Origin of the sequence: Mesorhizobium sp. L-8-10, from assembly GCF_016756635.1 — a bacterium.
In the GTDB taxonomy this organism is placed as follows: domain Bacteria; phylum Pseudomonadota; class Alphaproteobacteria; order Rhizobiales; family Rhizobiaceae.
Genome location: NZ_AP023263.1, coordinates 5350168 through 5367451, shown reverse-complemented (window position 1 = coordinate 5367451; position 17284 = coordinate 5350168). Strand labels below are relative to the sequence as shown.

The window sequence follows — 17284 nt, the reverse complement described above, 5'->3', positions numbered from 1 at the left end:
AACGGCCCCGCCAGGCCGCTCGTCCTCAGAATGAACCGCCAAATCACTCAATCCCCGACATTGAACATTTCGGCAGCGTCGGGCAATACGGTGTCCGAGTGCAAGAGCATTCGCACGGCGTCCTGCAGGATGAGAGGAGGAGACATCTTTGAGGCGAGCTCGATGACCCGCGCCTGCAGTTTCTGCACCATTTCGGGGTTCTGATCGGCAAGGTTCGTGGTCTCGGACATATCCTTCGAAAGATCGAAGAGTTCGACTTTCGGCGGCAACGTCGTCTTCCACACAAGCTTCCAATCGCCCTGGCGCACGGCGGCCGTCATCGGTTCGATGTTGTAGACGATCTCGGTGCGTGGCGATGGCTTTCCTTCGCCAAGCATCGGCCACATGTCCATCCCGTCCAGCGGCTTGTTCTTGCCGAGCTCAGCGCCGGCCAGACCCGCCAAGGTCGGGTACATGTCGACGACATGCATCATTCCGCCGGCAGTGCCGGGCTCGATCTTTCCCGGCCAGTTGACCAGGCCAACAACGCGCGTGCCTCCTTCATAGGTCGTCCCCTTGCCCTCCCGGTAAGGACCGTTGTCGGCCGGAAGCTTGCCCTCGACATCGCTTTCCCCCGCAAAGAAAGCATTGACCACGCCGCCGTTGTCGCTGTGAAAGACAAAGAGCGTATTCTCGCGCATGCCGCGCATTTCGAGAGCTTCGACGACTCTGCCGATGCCATCGTCCATCACCGAGATCATTGCTGCATAGTTTCGCCGGCTCTCGTCGGCGATGTGGCTGTTGCGTTCAAGATATTCCTTCGGCGCCTGGAAAGGCGTATGCGGCGACGTGAAGGCCAGATACAGGAACAAAGGGTTCGACTGATCGTGCTCGTTGATCACTCGCACGGCTTCGCTGGCGAAGAGGATGTTGTCGAATCCTTCCTCCTCCATGGCGTCGTTGTTCCGGTACCAATCGGCATTACCGTTTGCCGACTTATGCGTGAAGTGATCGATCTCGCCAAGCAGTGCGCCATAGAATGAATCGAATCCGCGCTGGCGTGGCCAGAACGCCGCCTTGGCGTGACCGAGGTGCCACTTGCCGCTCGCGGCGGTGGCATAGCCTGCCTCCTTCAGCATTTCTGGCAAGAGGTAGTCATCGAGCGCCAGGCCGTAGGTACCCCCTTGGGGAATGACGGCGGTCTGCATGCCGTAGCGGAACGGGTAGCGGCCCGTCATCAACGCCGCCCGGGTGGGCGTGCACATGGGCTGGGCGTAGTATTGCTCAAGCCGGGCGCCTTTCTCCGCCAGTTCGTCGATGTTTGGCGTCTTTATGTCAGAGCCGTGAAATCCGACATCCTTCCAGCCCAAATCGTCGGCCAGGATAAAAACAATGTTCGGCTTGGTCGACTGTGCCAACGCAGCCGTTTCGGAAGCAAGCGCGGCGACCATTCCGCGCACGCCAACCCTGCCAGCGATCTGCGCCGCCAGCGAACCGCCAGTGGTGAGCACTGCCCGGCGCGTAAACCCTTTTGGACCGATATGACCGGCCTTGTCATCAGCGTTCTTGTCCATTGGTTCTGTCTCCGTTGCTCAGCGGTTTGTCCGGCATTTCGCGCAAGAACAGTTCGTTGATGATCATCGCCCGTCAACCTATGGCTGTACCGATACCCAATGTGGAAATTCCGGGCTGGCGAGCATCAAAAATGCCACTCTGCTACCCGGCATATGCGCCCCTGCCTCCGCAGGCGGGCATGTTGCGAGCGGCGTCTGAAAATGATGGTGAGGGCCGGTAATCTTTCCTCATATACTTGTTCCACATCGCCTCCCAGCGGAACCAACCAGGCATCGGCGTCTTGGCATTGTCTATCCGATTTGCGCAAAAGGCGAGTACGTGAGCTCTCAGGTTTCTGGATTTTCGGATAGATCGGCAAAGCTGTCGCCGCGCAACTTTCAGATGTAGCGCTACGCGTACCGCTCGGCGGGACACGACCAAACCAATGCTATGTCCTCTTTGAGTCCATGCACCGTGCCTTGCGAAAATCGATCACGCTCTGGCCGATCCGGCAGCCTGCTGCCTCGTCCTGCAAAATTCCTGTTTTCTGCAGGACCAGCGCCCACCGGATCGCCAACTATGCTTCCCGAAAGCGTGCGGTGGTTTCGGGAAATCTCGTGAAAGAGCCATGCATGGCCTGCAGCGTGTCACGTCAATTCACGCGAGACGCTCCGGGATCATCGCTGACGAAGCGCCAGGGCCTGAAGAACGGTTGGCCGCTAGCAATAGACGATGCGGCTCGGAATCGAGGCTGCCGTGACCCACTCCCGAGCGCGCGCGGAGCCTTCGGTGACGAGTACGTCGACGAGGGCGAGATCGCCGAATTTGTGCGCGGCGGCGGACCCGAACTTGTCCGGGGTGGCGACAGCAGCCACTTCGGCGGCACTTTTCATCATCGCCTGCTTGATCGTGGCTTCGTCGTACCCCGACGTCGTCAGGCCGAACTCGGCGTGGAACCCATGGACGCCGATGAAGCACAGATCCGCGTTGACGTCGCGCAGCGCATCGAGGACACGGGCGCCGAGCGTCATCTGGCTGCGCTTGTCGAAAACGCCGCCGAGCAGGATGACCTCGAGCATCGGATGCTCCGATGTCGCGGTTGCGATCGGCGGGCTGTTGGTCACGATCGTCGCCGGCAGGTCGCGGGGGAGGTGACGCGCCACCTCCAGGTTCGACGTGCCGCCGTCCATTACGACGACCTGGTTCGGCAGCACGAGGCGCGCCGCGGCTTTGGCCAGCCGCGCCTTGAGGTCTGATGCGATTCTGTAGCGGCCGGAAAAAGGCAGCGCAGCCGGGGAAATCGGCAATGCCGCGCCGTGCACGCGCTTGATCAAGCCGTCGGCCGCCATTTCGCGGAAGTCGCGCCGCGCCGTGTCCTCCGACACGCCGAAGCGCTCGGAAAGTTCTGTCGTGCTCAGCCGGCCTCTTTCGCTCAGGGTCGCGAGCACGAATTCCCGTCTCTCGTCAGGTGTCGCTTCGTTCGTCATTGGTGCACGATCTTGCGTATTTCGGTAAAAGCATGCAGAATGAAACCCGAATTATCGTGCATGGTCAAGGCGCATGGACAAGAAGCTACTCATCCGGGGCAAAGTGATCCTTCCGGAGGGCATCGTGGACGATGCCGTTGTCCGCTGCGAGAACGGCCGCATCGTCGCGGTCGAGCTGTTCGCCCCGCGGCATGTGTCGGAAGACCTCGTCGACTGCAGCGGGAGCTATGTTTCTCCCGGATTCGTCGACATCCATGTCCATGGCGCGGCAGGTGCCGACTACATGGACGGCACGGCAGAGGCGGTGCGCATGGCCAATCGCGCCCATGCCAGGCACGGCACGACGTCCTTGTTTCCGACAACCACCACCGGTTCCTTCGGGCAGCTCGACGCGATGGTGCGTTCCTGCGAGGAAGTGCGCCGGCAGTGGAGCGTTTCGGACGGGGCGCGGATCGCGGGCATCCATTTCTACGGACCCTATTTCGCCGAGGACAAGGTTGGCGTGCATGCCCGCGAGGGCAGGCGGGATCCGGTCCGGGAAGAATACGAGTACTTCCTGCGCAAGGAGATAATCAGGATCGCGACCTGCGCATCCGAGCTTCCCGGCGCGCTCGACTTCTTCGACCATGCCAGGGAGCAGGGCTGCTTCATCACCTGCGGCCATTCCAATGCCCGCTGGAGCGAACTGGAGGCCGCCTTCGCCCATGGCATGCGCCATGTCGATCATTTCTGGTGCGCCATGAGCTCGGTCTCGTCTTTGCGCGGCCGCTTCGGCTTTCCCATGCAAGCCGGCATGGAGCAGTATGTGCTTGCCAACAAGGGCATGAGCACCGAAGTCATTGCCGACGGCGTCCACCTCTCCGACGACCTCTTGCGTTTCGCCTATGAGGTGATCGGCTTCGAGCGGACTTGCCTCGTCACCGATTCCAACCGCGCCATGGACGCCCCGCCCGGCAAGTACCGTTTCGGTCCATCAGAGGATGGGACCTGGGTGTTCAGCGACGGCAATGCGGTCAGGGGAGCCGACGGCAGCCTCGCCAGTTCGATGCGCGGCATGGACTGGATGGTGAGGACGATGGCCGGGGCGCTCGGCCGCGACCTCCACAATGTCGTCAGGATGGCGAGCCTCACGCCGGCAACGCTCGCGGGAATAGCGGACGAGGTCGGCAGTATCGCGCCGGGCAAGCTGGCCGACATCGTCGTGCTCGGCCCGGAATTGGACGTCAGACGGGTCTATATCGGCGCGGAAGCCGCATATGCGGCGTGAGGACCGGCGACTGGTCGCCGCTCAGACCAGTTGCAGGCCCTTCATGCTGATATGGCCGCTCTTGCCGATGATGATGTGGTCATGCACGGCGATGCCCAGCGGCTTCGCCGAGTCGATGATGGTCTTGGTCATTTCGATGTCGGCACGCGATGGCGTCGGGTCGCCCGAGGGATGGTTGTGCACCAGAAGCACGGCTGTCGCCGAGAGTTCGAGCGCGCGCCGCACCACCTCGCGCGGATAGACCGGCGTGTGGTCGACCGTGCCGGTCTGCTGCACCTCGTCGGCGATCAGCGCGTTCTTCTTGTCGAGGAAGAGCACCCGGAACTGCTCCCGCGTCTCGAAGGCCATGGTCGTTCGGCAATAGGCGATGACCTGGCTCCAGGACGACAGGATCTGCCGCCCCTTGATCTCGCCATGGGTCATGCGTCGAGCCGCTGCTGCGACCAGCTTGAGGTCGAGCGCGGCCGACGGTCCCACGCCATCGATCTCTCTCAGAAGGTGGATGGGCGCGCCGAGCACCTCGGCCACGGAGCCGAAGCGCGCGAGCAGGGACTTGGCTATGGGCTTCGTGTCGGCGCGTGGGATCGAACGGAACAGCAACAGTTCGAGCAGTTCATAGTCGGCGAGCGTCTCCGGGCCGCCGGACGCAAAACGCTCCCGCAGACGATCGCGGTGGCCGTGGTAGTGTGGCTTGTCGGCGGCCTTGTCCCTGGCCGGTAACGGCCCGACCGGAAAACGGCCTTCGCCCTCTCGCTCGTCTGTCATCGAATGCCGCCCGCTGTCACCGCCCATCTGGCCGGGCAGAAAGTATATGCAGGTTTCGCCATCGCGCGCCACGCGATTTGCGGGAAAACGCAGGCCTCCCCGCAGCCGGCCCGTCGGGCCGAGGGCGTCTGGTTGCTCTACGCAGGCAGACCGGGACGATCGAGCCCCGCCGGCGACAGCGTGAAGATCTCGCATCCCGTCTCGGTGACGCCGACCGTATGCTCGTACTGCGCGGAGAGCGAACGGTCGCGCGTGACCGCCGTCCAGCCGTCGGACAATACCTTTACATGCGGACGGCCGAGATTGATCATCGGTTCGATCGTGAAGATCATGCCCGGCCGCATCTCGACGCCTTCGCTCGGGGTGCCGTAGTGCAGGATGTTGGGCGCGTCGTGGAACAGCCGGCCGACGCCATGGCCGCAGAAGTCGCGCACCACCGAGCACCGTTCGTTTTCCGCATAGGTCTGGATCGCCGCACCGATTGCACCGGTCCGGGCGCCCGGCCGCACGGCCGCGACGCCGCGCATCAGGCATTCATGCGTGACTTCGAGCAGGCGTTCGGCCGCGCGCTTGATGGTGCCGACCGGATACATCCTGCTGGAATCGCCATGCCATCCGTCGAGGATGTAGGTCACGTCGATATTGACGATGTCGCCCTCGCGCAACGGCTTGGCATCGGGGATTCCATGGCACACGACATGATTGATCGAGGTGCATGAGGACTTGGTGTAGCCGCGATAATTGAGCGTCGCCGGAAGTGCGCCGTGGTCCATGCCGAACTCGAACACGAACCGGTCGATCGCCTCGGTGGGAACGCCGGGTTTCACCATTCCGGCAAGTTCGTCCAGGCAGCGCGCCGTCAGGTTGCAGGCTGCTCGCATGCCGGCGAAGGCCTCTTCGCCATAGAGCCTGATCTGGCCGGTGTTACGAAGTGGAGCCGTGTCGGCATCGAGATAGGTGACCATGGGTGATTCCGCGCTTGACCGACGCGACCGTTTGCCGCCGCCGCCCCCCATGTGACACTCAATCGTCCAAGGTTCAAGGGCGGCGCAGCCGAACGAAGGCGGAAGGATAGGCCCGCCGGCCTATGCCGCTCGGGAGGCGTCGTCGGCCGCGTGGGGTTCGGCCTCCGCGAAGGTTTCGAGCGCCGCGGGGCGGCCGAGATAGTAGCCTTGGCCGATGGTGCAGGCCTCCGCGGCCAGGAAGCGCAGTTCGCTCGCGGTCTCCACACCCTCGGCCAGTACCGGCAGCCCGAGCCCCTTGCCGAGGCCGAGCACGGCACGCACGATCGTTGCCGCCTGCTCGTTGGTATCGACCGAGCGGATGAAGGAGCCGTCGATCTTGATCTTGTCGAAGGGGAAGGCGCGCAAGTTGGAAAGCGACGAATAGCCCGTGCCGAAATCATCCATCGCCACCTTGACGCCCAATTCCTTGAGCTGACGCAGCGAGGCGAGTGCCCGGCTCATGTCGCGTACGAGAGCCGTCTCGGTGATCTCGATCTCCAGCCTGTGCGCCGCGAGCCCGGTCTTTGCGAGGATGGTTTCGACGCTGCGCGCGAAATCCGTCTGATGAAGCTGGACTGCCGACACGTTGACCGCGATCGTCAAGGGCTTTTCCCACGATGCGGCCGCGCGGCAGGCCGTCTCCATGACCCAGTGACCGATCTGGATGATGATGCCGTTCTCCTCGGCGATCGGCACGAAGAGCGCCGGCGAGACGTTGCCGCGTTCGGGATGCGTCCAACGCAGCAGCGCCTCGAAGCCGACCACCTCGCCGCTGTCGAGCAGCTTCTGCGGCTGATAGACGAGATGGAACTCGCCGCGCGTCATCGCGTGCCGCAGTTCATGCTCCATCAGCCTGCGATCGCGTGCTTCGACACCCATCTTCGGCTCGTAGAAACGATAGGTGTTGCGGCCCTCGGCCTTGGCCCGGTAGAGCGCGGTGTCGGCGTGGCTGAGCAGCACCTCGGGCTCGGAAGCATCCGTGGGATAGATCGCGATGCCGATGCTGGTCGAGGCCAGCCCGTCGCTCTGGGCGGTCTGGCTGTCTTCCCTCAATGCCTTCAGGATCGCTTCGGCAACGACGCTCGCGGAGGCCGGGGCTGCGAGGCCGGGTACGATCACTGCAAACTCGTCGCCGCCCAGGCGCGCCAGCATATGGCCGTCGTCGAGCACCCGCGAGGCGCATCGCGCCACCTTCTGCAGCATGGCGTCGCCTGCCGCGTGCCCGAAAAGGTCGTTGACTTCCTTGAACCGGTCGAGGTCGAGACAGAGCAGGGCCAGGTATTTTCCGCTCTGGCCCGCCATTCGGTCCAGTTCGGCATCGAGCCGCGTCGCGAAGCTGCGGCGGTTGGGCAGGCCCGTCAGGCTGTCATGGTGCGCGAGCCGGTGGATGTCGGCCTCGTTGGCCTTGCGCTGCCTGATGTCACGTACCGCGACCGCGACGTGCGGGCGGCCGGCATATGAGACCGGTCGGGAGATGAGTTCGACCGGCACGGCTCCGCCGTCCGGCAGCGTGAGTTCGGCCTCGAAGACTTCCGAGAGACCGGCCTCCAGCCTGTCGAGCACGGCGCGATGGGGAAAGAAGGTTGCGAGCGGCCGGCCGGCGATCGCCTTCGCCGAAACGTCTGCCAAAGCGAGGAAGCTGGCATTGGCGGTCGCGACCTCCTGGCCGTCGCAGACGATCAGCCCTTCCACCGCTGCGTCGGCGAGGCCTTGCATGCGCGTGACCTCCAGCCGGGACCGTTGCTGATCTCTCAGGTCGATCCACAGCGCCAGCGCCGTGATGACGAGGATGACGAAGCTCGCGATCGCCACGGCGACGGCCAGCCAGAACGGCGTGGCGGCCGACTGGGAAATCTCGACCGATGCGTCGGGCAGGATGGACACGGCCGCCATGGCCGTGAAATGCAGGCTGCAGATAGCGACGGTCAGCAGCAGGGCGCCGCAGACCCGGGCGCGCCAATCGCTGCGGGCGAGACCGACGCAGACGGCCGCTGCTCCGAAGCCTGCCGCGGCTGCCAGAGCCGCGGCGACCAGGACGGGATCCCAGGCGAGATGCCCCGGAACCTCGAAGGCTGCCATGCCGGTGAAGTGCATGGCCGTGATGCCGCAGCCGATCAACGCACCACCGGCGAGACGGTTGTCGAGCTTCTGCTGTGCCGTCGCAGCCCACATGCCGAAGCCGGTGAGCACGATCGCCACGACCAGCGAGGCACCGGTGAGGAGGCCGTCATAGGCGGTGGGCAGGGAAGGAGAGAAGGCGAGCATCGCGATGAAATGCGTCGCCCAGATCCCGAATCCGATGGAGACTGCCGAGACCCCCAGCCAGAAGGCGCGCAGACGGTCTCGTGAGCGAAGCACCTGATGGAGAAGGTTCATGGCGGCCATCGAGGCCAGCGTACAGACGAGCGCGGCCAGGATCACGAGCCTGAGGTCGTGCTCATCGACGATACAATTGTAGACGGTCAGCATGCCGGACCTCCGAAACGCGAGCGGCACGGCTAGCACCCGGGCGTTGAAGAAGCGGTGAATCGCAAGCGTTAATTCTGGGTTGAGAGAAAGGTGCCTGCCGGACGCGCCAGCGCCTGCGAAGGTCCATCCCGGCATGCATGTCCGCTCTGCTTGGTGCGCTCATGTCCTGGCCCCCCGGAGTACCGTTGACCGTTTCCGTGGAGGAGTTGCCCCTTCTTGCATTCTTCGGCATGGCGTCAGCCGCCGGACTGGCGCTGTTCACGCTCGGCGCGCGCCTGCTGCCTGCGGTGGAAACCGCTCTCATCGTCTTCCTGGATGTGTCGCTCCCTCCGCTCTGGGTATGGTTGTTCTTCGCAGAGACTCCCGACCCCGTCACGATGGCGGGCGGACTGATCGACTTCGCGGCTGTGGCGCCGCATCCGGCGCGCAGCGCCCGCCCGGGACACGGATAGCTCCAATTGTTGATGGCGAAGACCGCCGCGTTGGTTGCTTCATGTCGCGACGGATCCCGCTCGCGGAACGGTTCGCGCGGCGGCCGTTTGGGCGATGAAGGAGGGGCAACCATGTCGGCAACACGCGGGCCACGGCTGGTCTTGCTGCGGGAGGCGAGCGCAAATGTGGACGCGCAGACCGTTTCGCTGCTGCTCGAATCTGCAAGCGGCAAGACCTATCGCATGCCTTTCGCCGCATCCTGCATTCCCATGGTCGTGGCCGGGCTCGCTGCGGAATTCGCAAAACTGAAGGCCGCGCTCCCCCCCGGCGAGGTTCCGATGCTTCAGGACGTTCGCGGCGGCATTACCGTCGGCGTGCGGCCGGACCGCACGGCCGTCCTTATCCTGGCGCTGCAGGGGGTCGAGTTGCCGCTGACGCTCAATCGCGAGGAACTGGTCAACCTGAGAACCGGCATCAACGATGCGTTGATGATGATCGACAGGACGGCCCAGGGGATCAACTGAGCCCCGTAACGCAATCAAACTGGACGCCGCGTGATCGCACAGACCTTCTTGGTGTTGCGCGCTGCATCTGGTGGCCAGAATTTGACGCTTGGTGCCGGCCCGAAATGTCACGAGACGACCCGTCGCGGAATTCCGCCGCTACTCAATCGCCTCGCGGATTTTCGGCATCATGTCCGGCGTGACAGTCGCGGGACGTGCAGGAATTGGCTGCTTGGCGCGCTCTCCGTTCTTCTCGATGTCGTCGATGAGAAGCCTCATTTCCTCGATCTCCCGCACCTGGGATGCGATGATCCCGTCAGCAAGCTGGCGCACGCGCGGGTCGCTGATTTCGGCTCTCCGGGCATTGTTGATGGCGATGGAGTGATGCGGAATCATCGACTGCATGAAGATCGTGTCATCCACGAGGCTTTGGCTGCGGTTGACGTAGAGCAGGGTGACGGCAGCAACGGTCGCGCCTGCGAAGATGGCGAGCTTGATGCCCATTCCATTGTACATCGACCACATGAAGCCCAGCATGACGACAGCCATCACACAGCCCATGAGCAGCGATGCAATAAGCCGGTTCAGGCTGAACGTGGCGTGATCGTAGCTGTAGACGAGTTGATACATCAGTAGGAACATAATCAGGGTAGAGGTCGCGATCATCGCTGCGAACCGACCCCAGCCCATGCTCATCATGTGCTGTTGGTGACCCATTTTCATTCCTTTCTTCGATGTCGGCATCGAAGCAGGAACGTAGGCGACCGGGATTTGGTTCGACGGAGGGTCGGCAGCCCACTGGTGACGGCTATCCGCCGGGGTGGTCGAGAACCGTTTCGAGTTTTTCGGTTCGCATGTTCGGTGGGTGTTTGCGCGTCCCCCTTTTCTCAAATCAACGTCCGCTTCCCACGGCTGCGGCCGTCGTTGCGTCGGGTACCACGCGTCAGGTTTTTGCCCACCGGCGACTGGCTTTGGAGAATATACATTCCCATTTCGTATGGAAAAAGCGGGGAGGGTGTAGGCCGGATCAATCTAAGAGATCGATTTCAAGAATTCATGATCTTCATCAACTGCGGCCGGCTTGACAATTTGTTCTGTTCGGCAATCATGGCCGCCGCTCAGATGTACGTGGGCCTTGGGGGAGAGGCAGTTCATCCGGCCTGAGCTCTCGACGCGGACGGTAGCCGTTTCCGCGGGGGGCTCTGTCTGTCCAGCGTTCCCGCACGCGCTATCGTCAGCGAACTGAACAGTGGCAGCATACGGGGCGATTCAGAAATGCGAGTACATGTAGGCCCGGCGAAACGGCCGGGAAGCGAGCGCACGATCTTCAACGGACCTGTGGGGCGACAGGAAGTTGCGTCGGACGGAGACGAGGTTTGCCTCTCGTTCTGTGCCGACGGTCTATACGATCGCCAGTCGCAATATCGGTACACGGTGAGATTCTCGCGAAGCGAATTGCTGGCCATGCTGGGCGCGGCATCGTGAGAAGTGCCGGCACCGAGGTCGGCACAAGCCTGGTGGGCGGACGGTCTGCCGCCCGCCGATGGGCGGCGCCGGGCGCACGACCCGGCGCCTGCCAATACGCGCGCCATACCCCGTGACGTGACGGTAGGAGTTCGTTAATCGCCGCAATCTATCCGCGTACAACCCTTCGAACAGATGGCGGCAGGTTGCGCGTGAATGACGTTGATCGCTTCGAGCATTTCCAGGACCCTACCGATGCGTGGCTGGTGTGGGACGGCACACTCGCCGAGCCGGCGACATATTCCGGCATCGCGCTGACCGAACTGTCAGTGTCCGAGGCGCGGTCCATGTGCAGCCTTCTGAACCGCCTCCACGCAGCACGGCGCGCACGATGCCTTCTGATAGGACGATCAAGGCGCTCGGCGATGCTCAGGAGCGTTGCCGGTGGCAAGAGATAATGCTCTGCGCTCAGAACGGCTCATCAATTGCCGGAACTGCATTGTCGCTCGCGTTCCTTCTCATTGCGACCCTTCGCTGGCTGCTGCGACGGCCTTGACACGGCAAGGGCTTGACCTGCGCCTGTCCGCGGCGTCGGCCCGGCATCATTCGATATCAAGGATGTTGTTGCGCCGGTTGCCCGATTCGGCTTGGGTCCCTTCTGCGATGATGGCTTGATGCGAATGCGCATCGTACCGCCTTGGGAACCGTCGATTTCGAACGAGTCCACTCTTCGGATGAGATCGCTCAGTTTGCGGACGCCGTACCTCGTCGGATCGAAATCGGACGCCAGTTTCGCAAGTTGGTTGCCGACGGCACCCAGCGGCACCCAGCCGCCTTCGCTCTCCATTTTTTCGATGATCTTCTTGATGATCGGTACAGCATTGTCCGGAGGCAGGCGGGATTTGGCGGAGCGGGCGACATCCGCGCTGTTCGCCGGAACAGTCGGCATAAGATTCTCTATATAGATGAACCGCCGGCACGCCTGCCTGAAGCTTTCCGGGGTCTTCTGCTCCCCGAAACCGAAGACGTCGACACCCTGTTCGCGAATGCGGGCCGCAAGCCGCGTGAAATCGCTGTCGGAGGAAACAAGGCAGAAGCCGTCGAAACGACCCCTGTACAGAAAGTCCATCGCGTCGATTACCAAGGTGATGTCGGAGGCGTTCTTGCCGAAAGCGAATTGCTGCTGCGGAATGATCGCATGCCGTGGCAGCACATCGGCCCAAGCCCTCGAGCGACCGTTTGAGAAGTCGCCATAGATGCGGCGAACGCTGGCTTCGCCGATCTTCGCAATTTCTTCGAACAACCCGTCGGCGATCTTGGCCGATACGTTGTCGGCGTCGATAAGAACGGCAAGCCGCGGCGAGCGATTCTCCGATGACATTTCTTCCTCTACTTCGTGGGGCCCAACTTAGAACATCGTCCCACAATGGGAGAGCGGTGACATCTTGAGGCGGGTGACTAGTTCTGGAGCGCCGGTCTCGGCGCCTTGAGCCGCGGTAAAAGCATGGGCACCTGTTCGGCATAGGCTGCATACTCCGGGAAGGCTGTTCGCAGCACACTCTCCTCGTTGCGGATGCGCAGATATTGAAATCCCAAAGCCATGGAGGCGATCGCCAATGCCCCCCAAGACGGATTGCTCAGGATGATCCCGGCGAGCGCGACAGCTTCGCATGCGTAAAGGGGATGTCTGACGAGTCGGTATGGGCCCGACGTCACAAGCCGGCGCGCCTGGGCCATGATGCTGAAGGACCGACCGAGCCACCAAAGGCACCAAATGCAAAGGGAAAATCCGACAATCGTGAGAAGATCGGCGATCAGGCGAATTGCCGGGGATATCTCGACAACCGGGAGCACGATCAGCGTCACCGTGGCAAATGAGCCTAGCAGGGCAACGACGCGGGGCTGAATTCCCTCCGCCGAACGCTTCGGCGGCAATCGCCTGACTGTCGTCACAACTATAAGAAGCAGAAAGCCAAGGCTGGCGACTCCAGCGGCGAGATCGATCAGGCTCCGTGGCGAACCATCCATCGCGTCGAACATTGCTGTAAGCTGGATGGCCTTCAAGGTCGCGCAAACCGTGAAGTATGCGGTCATTGTTCCTCGGCCGATCAGATCACGCGTCTGCGATTGAAGCATCATCTCCTGTTTCCTTGGCTTTCGGCAGGAATGGATAGGACATCTGCTGGATATAGTTCCCGGGCACGGCGTCACGAATGCCGTATTTCACCGGCATCCGCTTTCCCGGCATATAAAGCGTACCGAACAGAGCATCGAGAAAAGGCAACTGGCCGGCAAAATTCTTGTCATAGGCAACTCGCTCATCAGCGTGATGCCAATGGTGGAACTGCGGTGAGGCGATCAGCCACCTGAGCGGCCCGAATGAAAGCTTGAGATTGGAATGGATCATCAGGACGTGCCAATGGAAGATGGCGACGAACACACCGATCGCCGTGTCGGAGAAGCCGAAAACGACGGCCGGCACAAAGGCAGTTCCTCGACCCAGGATCAGATCGACTGGGTGATTTCGGTGTGCAGCCATCCAGTCCATCTCTTCGATGCTGTGGTGGATCGCGTGAATGTTCCAAAGGAATGGAACGGTGTGAAAGGCACGATGGGCGAAGTAGTAGGTGAGGTCGGCAGACAGGATGATCGCCGGCACTTGCAACCATAGGGGCAGGCCTCCGACCCAATCCTTGAGAGCGGGCGGGACCAACCACCCGAAGATCGCAGTGCCGACGACAACGACGCCGACCAGTCCCGCTTTGGTGACAAATCCGTTCAGAAGCGCGTGGACAACATCGTTGGTAAACTGCTTGCGAAAGGTTCTCTGATTGCGATGAACGCTGAAGAGATGCTCAAGCGGAACGAAGATCAGGAACGCGATCAGCAGGGTCTTTACAGGCTCCAGGATCAACTCAGCACCCCCCCGAAAACAGCCGACGGTTCCTGCGCGCAAGGAAGGTCGGCGATCCGCAGATCGATACAAAAACCATAAGCTTTGGCGACGCAGGGCGCGTCAGCGACGTCAAGCACCACCGCTGACGCGAACGGCATGGTTGAGGGTAAGCATGGTCGCCACAATTGCGACCTGCCGCTTCCTGCCACGATGCTTGTCAGGATTCCAGCCATGTCCAGCCCCTGTCAGAATCAAAACCACGGTTTCGATCGTCCGGCAAGCCGATGGTTTCCGGATAGTTAATGCCTAATCCAAAATTGGTAGGAGATACCCGAAGCGGCAGTTGCTTATTTGCGATCCTTTTGAACAACTTCGCGGGCTACCCCGTCCAAGGACGTTAACCCTTTGTCAGCCAATCTATTGCGCTGCCGGGGAATGAGTGGTCCAATCAAAACTGGGGGGGAACCGCGTTGATCTGGTCACTGCAGTCATTGCGTTTCGTCGCGGCGCTGATGGTGGTGTACGCCCATGCCGCCCAGACGGCGCTGGCGGCAACGGGGTCGACAGGGCTCCTGCCGCTCCAACTGGCAGCAGTCGGGATAAGTGGCGTCGATATCTTCTTCGTGCTTTCGGGCGTTGTGATCGCAAGAACTGCTCGCGGCCTGACCTGGCGGCAATTTGCCTGGAAGCGCCTCAGACGCATCGTTCCGATCTATTATCTTGTCTGTATTCCTGCGCTGTTTATGGCGGCTCGCGTCGGCTTCGGCTGGCGCGACTTCATAGCGACTTTTCTCCTTTGGCCGGCGACCGATGTCATGACCACGCCGATGCTCCCGGTGGCCTGGACGCTCTGCTTCGAGGCGCTGTTCTACTCGGCGGCAGCGCTCGTCCTGGCAGACCGTCGATGGGTCTACGTGCTTGTGGCCATGTATGCAATCGCGTTGGTGCTGCGGCCCTACGGTCCCCTGTTCCAGTTCCTGGGAAATCCGATCATCGTAGAATTCCTGTTGGGGGTGGGGATTGCCTTTCTGCCTGGGCGAAGGCTGGGCCTATTGGGGATTCCTGCCGGTATGGTCGCGCTTCTGGCGACGGGTTTCTCGGGCACCGCACCGACCGGCGAGACCGTCAGCTTCCTGGCGGGCGAAGGTGCATTCCCACGCCTGCTGGCCTATGGCGTGCCTGCCGCACTGATCGTCTACGGCACCATGCAGATCAGAGCAGGCGAAAGTGTATGGGCCTATCTTGGGGACGGCTCATATACTCTCTATCTCGTCCACAGCCTTGTCATCACTGCATTATCCGTCCTTTGGCTGAAGTTTCACTTGCCGGCCGATGTGATAATCCTTGTCGGAATGGGGGCTTCCGTTTTGCTGGCATGGCGCATCCACGAGCGTATCGAGCGGCCGCTGCTTAGAATTCTGGGGCAAGCTGACGCGGGGTGGATGGTATTGACGACTTGGAAGCGGCGGCACCCGGGTGAAGGCAAATATCCTGGATTCGAGTGAGGATTGGATGCGCGACCAGTGGTTGAGGGATCCCGTGTGGGCAGGATCGAGAGGCTTATTGGTGCTGTTGCTGGGGATCACTCTTCTCCTGGGAGCGATTGACCTTCTCAGGCTGCCTTTCTCATCGGTGGATCTAGCTGCTCGGAACTGGGTCGATCTTATCAAGGCATCAGGCTGCCTCGCCCTTGTATGGCTCGCATGCTCCTTCGTTCTTTATCGCCTGAACCGGGATTTTTCCCGCATGGCTCAGGTAATTCGAGGCGTGGCGGAAAGAGTTCGGGCCTTCGCTGCTCTCGTCGGTGCCTTCCTTCCCCTGTCGATGTCGATATCGGTTTTCATGTATCTTTCGTCAGCTACTGATAAGCCGCTTACCGACGCTGAATTGGCGATGATTGACGAAGCGCTGGGTTTCAATTGGCTCAATTTCCTGATCGCGGTAAATGAGAGCGCTTTCTTCAGCACCGTCTTGCTGGTGGCATACCACAGCCTGGCATTCCAGGTGCCTCTGGTGCTCTTCTGGCACGCCATGCAGCGCTCTGAGCATTACGCTATTGAGTTCATCGCGCTTTTCGGCATATCGGCGACCATCTCTCTTGCCCTGATGAGCGTCATTCCGGCAGCCGGCGCGTACACCTATTTCGACCCCGGCCCCGCCGATTTCAGCAATTTCACAGCGCAAGCGGGCATGTGGCATTATTCGGTTCTGTCGGCCCTTCGATCAGGAATGCCGTTCGAGTTGGTCCTGACCGAGGTCAATGGACTGGTGACTTTTCCGTCGTTTCACACAACGCTTGGTATCCTTGTCGTATATTCCCTGCGACACAGTGCGCTTTGGATTCCCGTCGGCATGTTGAACTTGCTGATGATCATCGGCACCTTGCCGGAAGGCGGCCACTACCTCATCGACGTAATCGCTGGGATGATGGTGGCCGCTACCTCGATACTAGCCGTCAGAACGTACAGCGCTCGATTGGCCCATTTCGATAGGCAGCGGAACCCGCTGGCGGTAGGCGCTGGAATCGAGGAGACGAACTTGATCGGCGACACCACGACAGCGTTTCCAGACGCGCGGCGCTAGAAAGAACGGACGGAATTCTTGGCGCTATCGTGACCGCCACGACGTGCGCAAGGTGCCGGCGTTCGAAGAATTCTGCGGCTTGCGTCGATGCGCCCGCGGAGCTTGCATTGAGACCGGTATTAAGCCTCGGACAACTTTTATGGGGCATCCTCCTGGGTAACGGAGGGTGTCATGCTTCGCCGCAAATACGTCGCTGCCGGATTTCCGATCCTCGTCCTAAGCCTGTTCATGACCGAGCGTGTCGTTTCATATCTGCTCGACATCTATCCACCAGCGCCTCCCTTGTGGGCTGCGTCGTCTGAACTTCGAGCGTTGTTCCGCGATAGCGCAAATTGGCTGGATATGGTCACGGGCCACTCGCTTCCGCTGCAAATTGCGTCCATCTCCGGCCTGGCGGCGTTGATCGCGCTTGCGACAGGAATGCGGCAGTGGGGGCCGGTCTCGTTCCTGATCAATCATGCCACCCTGCTTCTCCTGGCCAGCATGCTTGTCGTCGGTAGCGGCGCTTCGGTCGCCAGCTCCCATTCCGCGCCGGCCGCGAGAAGCTACCTGCTGCAGGGCAGCCAACTCGGCGCAATTCCTGTCCTGGTCCTGTCGCTCGGTTTGGTGGCGTGCGCCTGGTGCCACATGGTAGTCCTGGCCGAGGCTCGTCGACGCGAGCGGACGGTGTCGACAGCCGTCAGGGAACTGGCATTTGACCTGGAGGACAGGCGGCAGTTGCGACGAAATAGGCCTTCACATAGCCGGTGATACGCACCGTCGGCAAAGGATAGTAGTCGACCGGACACCATTGGCGTTTGCGGCTCGCGCCTCGCGGCCGGCAGGCGCCGGTAGCGTGGATGATGCCGGTGTGGTCTGGCGCTATGGCCCCAGTCGGTTTC

15 protein-coding genes are annotated in these 17284 nt (G+C 61.6%); 6 read left to right on the top strand and 9 right to left on the bottom strand.

The genetic code is table 11. From position 1 onward, the window contains the following. Positions 1–47: 47 nt before the first annotated feature. Both JN280_RS24885 and JN280_RS24880 read right to left on the bottom strand, forming a co-directional pair. Positions 48–1553: an arylsulfatase B gene (locus JN280_RS24885; RefSeq protein WP_202306249.1), complete on the bottom strand. Its 1506-nt coding sequence runs from the start codon at positions 1551–1553 to the stop codon at positions 48–50. Positions 1554–2252: 699 nt separating this feature from the next. After that, on the bottom strand, positions 2253–3020 hold the full coding sequence (locus JN280_RS24880; RefSeq protein WP_202306248.1) for a DeoR/GlpR family DNA-binding transcription regulator: 768 nt from the start codon (positions 3018–3020) through the stop codon (positions 2253–2255). 73 nt (positions 3021–3093) lie between these two features. On the opposite strand from JN280_RS24880, the gene JN280_RS24875 reads away from it, so the two are divergent. Then, entirely contained in the window at positions 3094–4287 is a 1194-nt protein-coding gene (locus tag JN280_RS24875; RefSeq protein ID WP_202306247.1) for an N-acetylglucosamine-6-phosphate deacetylase, read from the top strand. Positions 4288–4308: 21 nt separating this feature from the next. Here the strand turns inward: JN280_RS24875 and radC are convergent, their stop codons facing one another. The 3 genes from radC to JN280_RS24860 form a co-directional block, all read right to left on the bottom strand. Next, on the bottom strand, positions 4309–5052 hold the full coding sequence (gene radC, locus JN280_RS24870) for a RadC family protein (protein ID WP_202306237.1): 744 nt from the start codon (positions 5050–5052) through the stop codon (positions 4309–4311). 137 nt (positions 5053–5189) lie between these two features. Beyond that, a complete protein-coding gene (gene map / locus JN280_RS24865) occupies positions 5190–6017 on the bottom strand; it encodes a type I methionyl aminopeptidase (RefSeq protein WP_202306235.1) in 828 nt (275 codons plus the stop codon). A 120-nt stretch (positions 6018–6137) separates the two neighbouring features. After that, the gene (locus JN280_RS24860) at positions 6138–8525 is read right to left on the bottom strand and encodes a bifunctional diguanylate cyclase/phosphodiesterase (RefSeq protein WP_202306233.1); all 2388 of its coding nucleotides are present in this window, start codon (positions 8523–8525) and stop codon (positions 6138–6140) included. A 185-nt stretch (positions 8526–8710) separates the two neighbouring features. Here JN280_RS24860 and JN280_RS24855 point away from each other — a divergent pair, with 185 nt between their 5' ends. Continuing rightward, the gene (locus tag JN280_RS24855) at positions 8711–8977 is read left to right on the top strand and encodes a hypothetical protein (protein ID WP_202306231.1); all 267 of its coding nucleotides are present in this window, start codon (positions 8711–8713) and stop codon (positions 8975–8977) included. Positions 8978–9088: 111 nt separating this feature from the next. After that, positions 9089–9481: a hypothetical protein gene (locus JN280_RS24850; RefSeq protein WP_202306229.1), complete on the top strand. Its 393-nt coding sequence runs from the start codon at positions 9089–9091 to the stop codon at positions 9479–9481. A gap of 138 nt (positions 9482–9619) precedes the next feature. On the opposite strand, the gene JN280_RS24845 is transcribed toward JN280_RS24850, so the two are convergent. The 4 genes from JN280_RS24845 to JN280_RS24830 form a co-directional block, all read right to left on the bottom strand. Further along, positions 9620–10183 carry a DUF305 domain-containing protein gene (locus tag JN280_RS24845; RefSeq protein WP_244742026.1) on the bottom strand — a complete coding sequence of 188 codons (564 nt, stop codon included), beginning with the start codon at positions 10181–10183 and terminating at the stop codon, positions 9620–9622. Between the two features lie 1222 nt (positions 10184–11405). Then, positions 11406–12305, bottom strand: a complete 900-nt coding sequence (locus tag JN280_RS24840) for an NYN domain-containing protein (protein WP_202306227.1) — start codon at positions 12303–12305, stop codon at positions 11406–11408. 77 nt (positions 12306–12382) lie between these two features. After that, a complete protein-coding gene (locus tag JN280_RS24835; protein WP_202306225.1) occupies positions 12383–13018 on the bottom strand; it encodes a methyltransferase family protein in 636 nt (211 codons plus the stop codon). Positions 13019–13037: 19 nt separating this feature from the next. Next, positions 13038–13880, bottom strand: coding sequence for a sterol desaturase family protein (locus JN280_RS24830; protein ID WP_202306223.1), 843 nt, complete (start codon positions 13878–13880; stop codon positions 13038–13040). Between the two features lie 410 nt (positions 13881–14290). Here JN280_RS24830 and JN280_RS24825 point away from each other — a divergent pair, with 410 nt between their 5' ends. The 3 genes from JN280_RS24825 (at position 14291) to JN280_RS24815 (ending at position 17153) form a co-directional block, all read left to right on the top strand. Continuing rightward, a complete protein-coding gene (locus JN280_RS24825; protein WP_202306221.1) occupies positions 14291–15325 on the top strand; it encodes an acyltransferase family protein in 1035 nt (344 codons plus the stop codon). 7 nt (positions 15326–15332) lie between these two features. Further along, the gene (locus JN280_RS24820; RefSeq protein WP_202306219.1) at positions 15333–16403 is read left to right on the top strand and encodes a phosphatase PAP2 family protein; all 1071 of its coding nucleotides are present in this window, start codon (positions 15333–15335) and stop codon (positions 16401–16403) included. A gap of 171 nt (positions 16404–16574) precedes the next feature. Beyond that, entirely contained in the window at positions 16575–17153 is a 579-nt protein-coding gene (locus JN280_RS24815; RefSeq protein WP_202306217.1) for a hypothetical protein, read from the top strand. The last annotated feature ends 131 nt before the right edge of the window (positions 17154–17284 follow it).